The sequence below is a fragment of the Haloferax sp. AB510 genome, assembly GCF_024136985.1.
Lineage (GTDB): Archaea > Halobacteriota > Halobacteria > Halobacteriales > Haloferacaceae > Haloferax.
This window is the reverse complement of sequence record NZ_JAMYJY010000122.1, coordinates 1-10,613: the sequence shown is the minus strand read 5'-3', so window position 1 is coordinate 10,613 and position 10,613 is coordinate 1. Positions and strand designations below refer to the sequence as shown.

The following is a 10,613-nucleotide window of genomic DNA, read 5'->3' as shown; positions in this document are numbered from 1 at the left end:
CGTCGTCACACGCCGCCGCGAGCGCGTCCGCATCGACCGCGTCAGACTCGGCGAGTCGCGGCGGGCGGCACCTGCAGCACGCGGACCGAGCCGGGTTCCATCTCGATGACGCCCTCGAAGCCGGTGACGCTGGCCGCGTCGCCTTCCTCGGCGTCGGTGGTAGCGACGCCGATGGCCGGGCCGTCGTCGCCGGGCGTGGCGTGGAGCAGGCCGTCGCGGAGCGACAGCGTCACCGTGTCGCCGGCCGCCACGTCGTCGGTGACGATTGCGGCGTCCTCGTTGACGCTCTCCAGCACGTCGTCGGTGACGTGTTCGGCGAACCGCTGGAGGGCGCGCGCCTCCTGAAACAACCAGTCGACGCCCTCTTTCGTCACGCGGTAGCGCGACCGGCCCTGCTTTTCGACGAGCCCGTCTTCGACGAGGTCGCGGATGTACTCGGAGACCGCCTGACTCGTCACCCCGACCGCCTCGGCGATTTCGCCCTGACTCACCGCCGGCTGCCGGTCGGCTATCTCGGCGAGGATGCGAAAGCGGGTCGCGGTGCGCTTGTCCTCCAGTGCGCCGCTCATGTGCCGAACGTGGGACGCACCGATTAAAAAGGCCCCTGCTCCGACGGCGGCACCGCCCCCGGTTTCGCCGCCCGCTCGCCGGCTCTCGGCGCGGCGTGCACCTCCGGTGGAGATTTGTCTTCGAGGGCCGTCCACTCGGTCGTGACACGCGTCTCCGTCCGCGAGCGGGCTCTTTTTCTCCCCGACGCCGACGCGCTCGTCCTCGCGGACCTGCACGTCGGCCGAGCGGACGCCTCGGCGGTCGATTTCCCGCTCGGCGAGGGAACCGACCTCGCGGAGCGCCTGCGAGCCTACTGTGCCGAGTTCGCGCCAGACGAGGTCGTTTTCGCCGGCGACGTGCTCCACCGGTTTGACCACGTCTCAGAACGCCACGTCGCGGCGCTCGAAGCCCTCGCGGAGACGTGCGACGACGCCGGTGCCGACCCGGTGTTCGTCGCCGGTAACCACGACACGATGCTCGCGGAGGTCTGGTCGGGCGACGTGCACGACGAGTACCGCCTCGCCGATGGGACGCTCGTCTGCCACGGCCACCGCGAACCCGACGGGGACGCCGAGCGCTACGTCGTCGGCCACGACCACCCAACGCTCTCCATCGAGGGTCGGCGGCGGCCCTGCGTCCTCTACGCCCCCGACGCCTACCGCGGCGGCGACGTGCTGATGCTCCCGGCGTTCACCCGCTTCGCGGCCGGGGTCGAAGTCAACCGGATGCGCGCGTCCGACTTCCAGTCGCCGCTCCTCACCGACGCCGACGACTTCAGGCCGCTCGTCCGCGACGCGGAGACGGGCGAGACGCTCACGTTCCCGCCGCTGGGGAAGCTACGACGCTTGCTCTGACTGTCGAAGTAGACGATGAATCGAAAAGCGACGGCGAGCGCGCGATTACGAGAGTTCGTCGCGGACGGCGTCGGCGGCCTCCTTCCCGCTCCGCATCGCGCCCTGAATCGACGACCACGTGGTGTAGTCGCCGGCGAGGTACGCGCGACCGGGAGCGTCGCGGGCGTCCGGAAGCGACTCGTGGACCCCCGGTGGCTGGGCGAACTGCGCGAAGGAAATGTAGTCGGTGTGGAGCAGTTCGAGGTCGTCGAAGTAGCGCTCGGGGTACCACGCTTCGAGCGTCCGGCGGGTCTTCTCGAACAGTTCCTCCTCGGACTCGTCCTGCGCGGCCGCGCCGAGGAACGTCGCGTTCAGGAGTTCCGTGCCCGGCGGGGCGTACTCCGGCGCGACGGTCGAGAGGGGAACGACCGTGTTGGGGTCGGGACTCGGCGCGTTGAGCATGATACGCTTGCCCGCGTCGAGGCCGCCCCCGCTCGGAAGCGTGTAGTACTGGGTGACGCAGCCGTGTGCCTCGGTCGGAATCGATCCGACGCCGGTCAGTCGGCGTGCCTCCTTGGGGTCGGTGGCGACGACGACCGCGTCGGCTTCGAGCGACTCGCGTCCCGTGGTGACGACCGCGCCGTCGCCGTCGGACTGGACCGACTCGACGCGCTCGCCGAGGCGGACGGTCGCGCCCTCGTCGCGGGCGGCGGCGGCGAGTTGCTCGGGAACTGCCCCCATCCCCGCCGCGGGGACCGCGGTGCTCCCCGTCGAGAGCATCTTGAAGGTGTACTCGAACACCCGCTTCGACGACGAGAGCGAGCGGTCGAGCGTGATGCCGCCGTAGAAGGGCGCGACGAAGTGCTCGATGTAGTCCTCGGAGAAGCCCCAGTCGCGGAGGTACGACCGGATGCTCCGGTCCGTCGAGGCGAAGATTCCCTCCTCGTCGCGGGTGCTCACGTCCTGTCTGAGCGCCAGCGTCCGGAGCTTGTCGCTCGTCGTCACCTCGGGGTTGCGGACGGACTCGAACAGGCTCCCGATGTCGCGGAAGGGGTCCGAGAGGACCGCGCGTCTGCTCGGCCGGCAGATGGTCGCGCCGGGCGTGAACCGCCGGAGGTCGAGGGCGTCGAGGTCGAGTTCCCGCCGGACCGCGGGGTAGTCGGTGAAGAGGACCTGAAACCCGCGGTCGAGCGTGAAGCCGTCTTTCGTCCGGGTCCGGACCCGCCCGCCGACGTCGTCGCGCCGCTCTACGACGGTCACGTCGGCCCCGTCGGCGGCGAGGTGTCGCGCGGCGACGAGGCCCGCGAGGCCCGCGCCGACCACCGCGATGTGGCTATCGTCCATATCTCGTCTCTCGGACGGGCGACACAAAGCCGCTACGGGTGGCGGCCATCGGCCGACGGGAAGGGCTTAGTCCCTCCCCCCGTAAGCCCCGCCCATGCAGACGTCCGACACCTTCTCCGGGCTGGTGTGCACGGAGACCGGCGACGAGTACGACGCGGACGCGACCGGCGCGAGCGACGCCGGCGCGCCGCTTGACCCCACCTACGACCTCGACGCGGTCGAGTGGGACGCCGAGACGCTCGCCGAGCGCCCCTTCGACACGATGTGGCGCTACCGCGAACTGCTTCCCTTCGCGGAGCCGGTGACGGCCAACGAGGGCGCGACACCCCTCGTCGCGGCCGACGCGCTCGGCGAGGAGGCCGGCGTCGGCTCCTTCCTCATCAAGGACGAGGGCCGCAATCCGACCGGGACGTTCCTCGACCGCGGCTTCTCGCTCGCCGTCACCGCCGCGCGCGAGGCCGACGCCGAGGTCGTCGCGCACGCCTCGCCCGGCAACGGCGCGCAGTCGGCGGCCTCCTACGCGGGCCTCGTGGACGCTCGCTCCTACGGCTTCGTCCCCTCGCGGACGCCGTTCCCGAACAAGGCCATGGTGAACGTCCACGGCGGCCAGATGAAGGTCGTCGGCGGGCGCTATCCCGCGGCGCTCTCCGCGCTCCACGAACAGCTCAAGAGCGACTGGTACTCCCTGCAGGAGTTCGACAACCCCTACCGCCACGACGGCGCGAAGACCATCGCCTACGAGGTCGCAGAACGCCTCGACTGGGCGGTCCCCGACTGGGTCGTCGTCCCCGTCTCGACCGGCGAACTCGCCTACGGCGTCTACAAGGGCTTTTCCGACCTCGTCGAACTCGGACTGGTCGAGTCGGTGCCTAAACTCGTCGCCGCGCAGTCGGTCGGGTGCTCGCCTGTCACCACCGCGTGGGAGGCCGACAGCGACGACCACGAGGCGTGGAACCACCCGGACACCATCGTCGGCGAACTGGAGATTCCGGATCCCGCGGGCGGGTCGCTCGCGCTCCGCGCCGTCCGCGAGTCCGGCGGCGCGGCTGTCGCCGTCAGCGACGACGACGCGCTCGAATCCGCCGTCACCGCCGCCCAGACCGCCGGCGTCGAAGTCGGCCCCGCGGGCGGCGTCGCGCTCGCCGGCGCGTGGGAACTCGCGGACGAGTTCGACGAGGACGACACGGTCGTCGTCGTCAACACCGAGTCCGGAACGAAGAACGCCGATATCCTCCGCAGTCACCTGATGGGACAGGGCGTCTGAGAGTCACACAACCGGCTGGTCCCCTGCTCGAACGTCCTCGTTGCCTCCACCAGACTTTTACTTTAGACACATCTAATCCGTGGTATGTTGAGCGACGTGATGGAGGACTATCTGAAGGCTATCTACACGCTCCAGATGGAGCAGGGACCGCCGGTTTCGACCTCCGACATCGCGGAGTACCTCGGGAAGACGCCGCCGACCGTGACGAGCATGGTCGGCAAGCTCGAAGACCGCGGGCTGGTCGACCGCGAGAAGTACAAAGGCGTCGAACTGACCACGGAAGGCGAGACCGTCGCGCTCGAAGTCCTCCGCCACCACCGCCTCTTGGAGGCGTATCTCACGGAGCACCTCGACTACTCGTGGAGCGAGGTCCACGACGAGGCCGACGCGCTCGAACACCACATCAGCGAGGAGTTCGAAAAGCGGGTCGCGGCCGCCCTCGGCGAGCCCGAGGTCGACCCCCACGGCGACCCCATCCCGAGCGCCGACCTCACGCCGCCGGACTCCTCGGGCCTGTCGGCGCTTTCCGAGTGCGAGGTCGGCGACCGCCTCGTGGTCGCCCGCGTCAGCGACCGCGACCCCGCGGAGTTGGAGTACCTCTCCGAGGCCGGTGTCACGCCCGGGACGACCATCGAAGTGACCGACATCGCCCCCTTCGGGATGGTGACGGTGCGCGTCGGTGACGACGGTCGCGAGCAGAGCCTCCCGGAGTCCGTGGCCCGGACGATTCGCGTCCGCCCGCCCGACGAGCCGAGTAGCGAGGAGGTGTCGCCGGCGTGACCGGCTGGTGGGAGATTCTCGTTATCGCCCTCGTCTCCCAACTTGCGGTCCTGCCGGGCGAGAAGGGACAGTTCATCATCGCGGGCCTCTCGACCCGCTTCGACCCGAAGGTCGTCGTCGCGGCCGCGGGCTCGGCGTTCGCCATCTGGACGGCGCTCGAAATCATGCTCGGGCAGGCGCTCAAGAGCGCGCTCCCGCCGGCCATGCTCGACGCCATCACCGCCGTCCTGTTCGCCACGTTCGCGGTGTTGCTCTATCGCGCTGCGCCCGATGCGTCCGCGGGGAGCGAGGTCGCGACCACCGACGGCGGCGTCTCCGGGTTCGACGACGCGCCGACGGTGTTCGGCCGCGAACTGTCGACGCAAGGCTTCGGCGGCTTTCTGCCCATCTTCGCCATGATGGCCGCGGGCGAGTTCGGCGACAAGACCCAGTTCATCACCATCGGGTTGGCCGTGCAGTACGGCGCAACCTCTGCCATCTGGGTGGGCGAGATGCTCGCCATCATCCCCGTGAGCATCGCCAACGCGTACTTCTTCCACCGGTTCTCCCACCGGTTCGACACGCGCAAGGCGTACCTCGGCGCGGCCGCCCTGTTCGGCTTCTTCGCCATCGATACCTTGCTCGCCATCGCCACCGGCTTCTCCATCTGGGAGACGCTCGTCGGCACCGTCAGCGACGCGGTCCTCGCGCTGGTCTGACCGGGCGACAGACTCTCTGTTCGAGGGGCTGAACCCCTACGCCGTCGCTTCCGCGCCATTTTTCACGGCATCGCGCCCAAGAGAGAGCCATGTCTACCCTCCTTCCGTCCTTGGGTGCCGGGTTGGTGTTCGGGCTGGCGCTCGCCGCGCCGCCCGGTCCGATGAACGCCGTCATCGCCGAGGAGAGCGTCGTCCGCGGGTGGACCGCGGGCGCTCGCGCCGGCCTCGGTGCGATGAGTGCCGACGCGCTGTTTTTCGTCCTCGCGGCGCTCGGGCTGGTCGCGTTCGTCGAGCAGTTCCCGACGGCGCAGGCCGTCATGGTCGGTGCCGGCGGCGTCCTCATGCTCTACTTCGCCTACGGCGCGGCACAGGAGATGGACACCACGTTCCGCGAGGCCGCCGACCCCGACGAGGACAGCGCGGGCTTCACGAAGGCGTTCGTGCTGGCGCTGACGAACCCCTACCAGATTCTGTTCTGGCTCACCATCGGCGTCGGCCTGCTGGAGACCGGCACCGTGGATGTGCTCGCTCACACGCCCTATCTCGGCGCGTCGCTGTCGAACCTCCTCGTCGTGGAGACGGGCAGCCCGGCGCTCATCCTCGGCTTCTTCGGCGGTATCGCGGTCTGGGTGACCGGCTTCCCCGCGGCGCTCGTCGCGGCCGAACAGCGCGTCGACTCCTTCGCGCCCGCCGTCGCCGCCGTCAGCGCCGTCGTTCTCGGCGGGTTCGGCGTCGTCTTCATCTGGGACGCGGTGCAGTCGCTCGTGCTCTGACGCGCGGAAAAATGAGTTTCTGAGCCGCTACATGTCGCCGACGATGTCGTCGGCAATCGTGTTCAGGTAGTTGCTGTGGTCGTCGCCGACCTGGCTCTCCACGTCGTGGTCGGTGTAGTTCGCGGGCGGCGTGTCACCGTCTTCGAGGCCCGTCTCGCCGAGTGCCTGGTCGAACTCGATGGTGTTGTACACCCACTGGAGCACGTCGTCGGCCTCGTTGTAGTAGTTGTGAACGTGGCCGGTTCGGTCGCGGATGGCCTCGTAGGTGGCCCGGCCCTCCTCTTTTCCGGGGACTTCGTTGTCCGTTGCGGCCCCGAACGGGTGGACGGTCGCCACCTCGTGGCCCGGGTCAGTCCAGTCGCTCCGGCCGTCGAGCGTGCGGAGCGCGCTGAAGACGACCTGCGCGCCGAGCGAGTGGCTGGCGAATCGGAGCGTCGCGCCCGGGCAGGCCGCCTTGAGGTCGACGGCGAACTGCGCGAGTTTGCGGCCGTTCGCCTGGGCGATGTCCTGCGATTCGGCCCAGCCGTAGTCCCAGCCACCGCCCTTGTCGTTGTCCCACGTGTAGCCGACGACCGTGCCGCCGTAGCCGGCGGCGGAGAGTTCGGCGTCGGCCAACGCAATCTTGTCGAGGGCGGCCGCCTCGGGGTCGTCGCCGTCCTTGTCCCAGCCGTGGACGAACACGGTCAGGTCGGAGGCGCACCCGGCGTCGACGCCGGGCACGTCGCCGGAGGTGACGTAGCCGCGGGCGGTGTGACCGGACGCGAGCGAGCCGTCGTCGTCGAAGTGGTCGCGCGTCGAGACGTGGGGGACCGACGCGGCGGCCGCGGGGCCGCTTCCGAGGGCCGCGAGTCCGGAGAGCGCTGCTGCTGTCGTCGCGAGGAACTGCCGTCTGTGTGCCATGGGTTGTCTACCCGCTCGTCTGCGGGTGTCTTTCGTGCGAAGCGAAACGTGATAAATCAAACTACGGTCAGGTATGTTGAGATACTGTCCCACGAGGCGACCGAAACCGGGCGACAGTCTCGCGGACGGGGTGGCCGAGCCGGCGGGGTTCGGGCCACCGAGACGAGAAACACTATGAACCGCCGTGGCCGATTTCCGCGTATGTTCGACAAATCGACGTGGATAAAGCTGCCCCGGAGCGTGCTTCAGGGCCACGGCGTGCTCGACGACCTCTCGGCCGCGGTCGACGAGTTGTACCTCTCGGGCGACCCGTTTCTCGTCACGAGTCCGTCGCCGAACCGCATCGCCGGCGACCGGGTCCGCGAGCAGTTCGACGACATTTCGTCCGTCTCCTTGGACCGCGCGAGCTTCGAGTCGGTCGAGGCGGTCGTCGACGCGGCGCGCGAGGCCGACGCGGGCTACCTCATCGCCCTCGGCGGCGGTAAGCCCATCGACGTGGCGAAGATGGCCTCCGACCGCCTCGACTGCGGCTTCATCTCGGTCCCGACGGCGGCGAGCCACGACGGCATCGTCTCGGGCCGGTCGTCGATTCCCGAGGGCGACACCCGTCACTCGGTCGCCGCCGACCCGCCGCTCGCGGTCGTCGCCGACACGGAACTGCTCGCGGAGGCCCCGTGGGAGCTCACGACCGCCGGCTGCGCCGACATCATCTCGAACTACACCGCGGTCAAAGACTGGGAACTCGCCCACCGCCTGAAGAACGTCGAGTACTCCGAGTACGCGGGCGCGCTCTCGCAGATGACCGCCGAGATGCTCGTCGGCAGCGCCGACTCCATCAAACCGGGGCTCGAAGAGTCCGCCTGGATAGTGACGAAGGCGCTCGTCTCCTCGGGCGTCGCCATGTCCATCGCCGGCTCCTCGCGGCCCGCGTCGGGCGCGGAGCATCTCTTTTCGCACCGGCTCGACCGCATCGCTCCTGGGAGCGCCCTCCACGGCCATCAGGTCGGCGTCGGTTCCATCATGACCGAGTACTTCCACAGCGGCGCGCGCGGCGAGTGGACCGACATCCGCGACGCCCTCTCGACGATGGGCGCGCCGACGACCGCGGACGAACTCGGCATCGACGACGAGACGATTATCGAGGCGCTCACGACCGCCCACGAGATTCGCGACCGCTACACGATTCTCGGCAACGGCGTGAGCGAGGAGGCGGCCATCGAGGCCGCGACCATCACCGGCGTCATCTAACCCGGTCGGTCGCACCGTGGGCGGGGGGTCCACCCCTCGAAGCCCGTCCGGAACCCGAAGACGGAATACGCCGTCTTCCCAACGCCCGGCCATGGCAACTGCGAGCGCAGACAACCCCCTGAAGGAACACCCCGCGGCCGCGACCGCCGTCCTCTCGGTCGTCGGGTACGCCCTCGTCATCGGGACCTTCCTCGGCGTCGTCCCCGGCAGGGTCTTTCCCGACCTGTCGCTCCCACAGGTGAACGTCCTCTCCGACGCCATCGCCGTCGTGAACACGGTGAACGTCCTCGTCATCGCGGCGGGCTGGCGCTGGATTCGCCGCGACGAGGTCAAGAAGCACGCGGCCGCGATGGTCACGTCGTTCGGCCTCATCCTCGTCTTCCTCGTGATGTACCTCGCGAAAATCGGCGGCGGCGGCACCAAGGAGTTCGTCGGCCCCGCGTTCGCGTACTACCCGTATCTGGCGATGCTGGCGATTCACATCATCCTCTCTATCGTCTCGGTGCCGGTCGTCCTCTACGCGCTCATCCTCGGGATAACCCACTCAGAGCGCGAACTCCGGACCGAGACGCCCCACCGGAAGGTCGGCCGCATCGCGGCCGGCGCGTGGCTCGTCTCGCTCGCCCTCGGGGTCGTGACGTACCTGCTTCTCAACCACATCTACAGCTGGGAGTACACGGTCACCGCCGTCGAGTCCGCGGGCGCGCTCGTCGCCCCCGCCGTCGGGCTCTGAATCGCGTCGCCGGACCGCGCTCCGTTCTCTCGACGCTCCGGCGGCCGCCCGGGTCGCGTCCTCGAAAACTGTGGATTTTTATTGCGCGGCGTAGTGGCGGCGAATATGCGAGTCGCGCTCGTCTCGATGTACACGACGCACCACGAGGAGACGGGAGCGACCAGACGGCTCCGACGGACGGCGGAACTCCTCGCCGAGCGCGACCACGAGGTGACGGTGCTCTGTGCGAAGTGGTGGGACGGCGATGTCGTCGAGTTCAAACAGGACGGAGTGACCTATCACCGCGTGACCGACGCGCCCTCCGTCGGCGGCTTCGCCTCCCGCGTTCCCTTCGCCCTCCGCGAGGTTTCTCCCGACGTGATTCAGGTCGCGAGCTACCCGCCGTCGCACGTCGCGGCGGTCAGGACCGCAGCGCGGTTCCTCCGGACGCCGGTCGTCGCCGACTGGTGGACCCGCGACGACCGCGGCGGCTCGCGGGCCTACCGGCGGGCGGCGAAGGCTCCGAACGCCGTCTTGGTTCCCTCCGAAATGGTCCGCACGCAGGTCCGCGAACTCGGCACATCGGTCGACGCGACCCACCTCGTCCCCGAGCCAATCAGCATGGACCTCATCCGGAGCGCCGACGCCGAGGAGCGCGCGGACGTGGTGTACGCCCGCGACCTCGACGAGCACGCGAACGTCGAGAGCTTCCTCCTCGCGCTCGCGGAGCTCCGCGACAAGGACTGGTCCGCCGCCGTCATCGGCGACGGCCCCGAGCGCTCGACGGCCGAACAGACCGCCCGCGACCTCCGCATCGACGACCGCGTCGAGTTCCTCGGCGAACTCTCCGCGGACGAGGCGGTGCCCATCATGAAGGGCGCGCACGTCTTCGCGCAGACGGCGACGGTCGAACCCTTCGCGACGAATCTGCTGTGGGCGCTCGCCTGCGGCTGTGTCTCCATCGTCGAGTATCAGGCCCGCTCGTCGGCCCACGAACTCGTCGAGGGCCGCGAGCGCGGGTCGCTCGTCACGAGTCCGCAGGAACTCGCGGACGAAATCGTCGCCGCCCGCAGGTACGACCACGAGACGGTCGACGACGACTTCGCGAGCTACGACTACCGGCGTGTCATCGAACAGTACGAGTCGGTCTACGAGACCGAGCGCGACGACTACGGCTTCTTCTGAGTCGGCCGCCGCGCCCGCGGCTGTCGCGGCGGCGACCGAATCCGGGCAAACACGGCGAGCGCGGCCGCTCGTGACTGGTAAAAATCGAGAGGCGCGACGACCGCGTCAGTCCTGGACGTCGTAGTCGCCGCCGTACTTCATGAAGAAGTACGCGAGGCCGAGCGTCGCGACCATGGCGAACGTCGTCGCCACGCCGAGGGACTTCGCGCTGTCGGGGACCTGCGGGAGACTCGGGCCACCGCCACCGCCGGTGGTGACGGTCGGCACGTCGCCGCCGACGGCGACCGCGCCGAGCATGCCGAGCGCCTCGTGCGGCACGCAGTGGTA

10 protein-coding genes and 2 pseudogenes are annotated in these 10,613 nt (G+C 69.4%); 8 read left to right on the top strand and 4 right to left on the bottom strand.

Going from position 1 to position 10,613, the window contains the following annotated elements; all coding sequences use genetic code 11:
• A pseudogene (locus NKF06_RS17830) lies at positions 1-569 on the bottom strand (MarR family transcriptional regulator); the annotation flags it as partial.
• Positions 570-710: 141 nt separating this feature from the next.
• Between NKF06_RS17830 and NKF06_RS17825 the strand changes: the two are divergent.
• Entirely contained in the window at positions 711-1,403 is a 693-nt protein-coding gene (locus tag NKF06_RS17825) for a metallophosphoesterase (RefSeq protein ID WP_253246175.1), read from the top strand.
• Between the two features lie 45 nt (positions 1,404-1,448).
• Here NKF06_RS17825 and NKF06_RS17820 read toward each other — a convergent pair whose 3' ends face one another.
• Positions 1,449-2,726: an NAD(P)/FAD-dependent oxidoreductase gene (locus tag NKF06_RS17820; RefSeq protein ID WP_253246174.1), complete on the bottom strand. Its 1,278-nt coding sequence runs from the start codon at positions 2,724-2,726 to the stop codon at positions 1,449-1,451.
• A 94-nt stretch (positions 2,727-2,820) separates the two neighbouring features.
• On the opposite strand from NKF06_RS17820, the gene NKF06_RS17815 reads away from it, so the two are divergent.
• From NKF06_RS17815 to NKF06_RS17800, 4 genes are all read left to right on the top strand, one after another.
• The gene (locus tag NKF06_RS17815) at positions 2,821-3,990 is read left to right on the top strand and encodes a threonine synthase (RefSeq protein WP_253246173.1); all 1,170 of its coding nucleotides are present in this window, start codon (positions 2,821-2,823) and stop codon (positions 3,988-3,990) included.
• A gap of 84 nt (positions 3,991-4,074) precedes the next feature.
• Positions 4,075-4,770 (top strand): metal-dependent transcriptional regulator, encoded by a 696-nt coding sequence (locus tag NKF06_RS17810; RefSeq protein ID WP_049913377.1) that lies wholly within the window; start codon positions 4,075-4,077, stop codon positions 4,768-4,770.
• Complete coding sequence (locus NKF06_RS17805) at positions 4,767-5,468, top strand: TMEM165/GDT1 family protein (protein WP_058828041.1); 702 nt, start codon at positions 4,767-4,769, stop codon at positions 5,466-5,468. Before NKF06_RS17810 ends, NKF06_RS17805 begins: the two co-directional genes overlap by 4 nt.
• 125 nt (positions 5,469-5,593) lie before the next feature.
• Positions 5,594-6,241, top strand: coding sequence for a LysE family transporter (locus NKF06_RS17800; RefSeq protein WP_253246176.1), 648 nt, complete (start codon positions 5,594-5,596; stop codon positions 6,239-6,241).
• A 27-nt stretch (positions 6,242-6,268) separates the two neighbouring features.
• Here NKF06_RS17800 and NKF06_RS17795 read toward each other — a convergent pair whose 3' ends face one another.
• Entirely contained in the window at positions 6,269-7,141 is an 873-nt protein-coding gene (locus tag NKF06_RS17795; RefSeq protein WP_253246172.1) for a hypothetical protein, read from the bottom strand.
• A 201-nt stretch (positions 7,142-7,342) separates the two neighbouring features.
• Between NKF06_RS17795 and NKF06_RS17790 the strand changes: the two genes are divergently transcribed.
• From NKF06_RS17790 to NKF06_RS17780, 3 genes are all read left to right on the top strand, one after another.
• Positions 7,343-8,389, top strand: a complete 1,047-nt coding sequence (locus NKF06_RS17790; protein ID WP_253246171.1) for an NAD(P)-dependent glycerol-1-phosphate dehydrogenase — start codon at positions 7,343-7,345, stop codon at positions 8,387-8,389.
• Positions 8,390-8,480: 91 nt separating this feature from the next.
• Positions 8,481-9,122 (top strand): DUF420 domain-containing protein, encoded by a 642-nt coding sequence (locus NKF06_RS17785; protein ID WP_058828044.1) that lies wholly within the window; start codon positions 8,481-8,483, stop codon positions 9,120-9,122.
• 105 nt (positions 9,123-9,227) lie between these two features.
• The gene (locus tag NKF06_RS17780) at positions 9,228-10,286 is read left to right on the top strand and encodes a glycosyltransferase family 4 protein (protein ID WP_253246170.1); all 1,059 of its coding nucleotides are present in this window, start codon (positions 9,228-9,230) and stop codon (positions 10,284-10,286) included.
• 105 nt (positions 10,287-10,391) lie between these two features.
• On the opposite strand, the pseudogene NKF06_RS17775 reads toward NKF06_RS17780, so the two are convergent.
• Positions 10,392-10,613 (bottom strand): annotated as a pseudogene (locus tag NKF06_RS17775) (halocyanin); the annotation flags it as partial.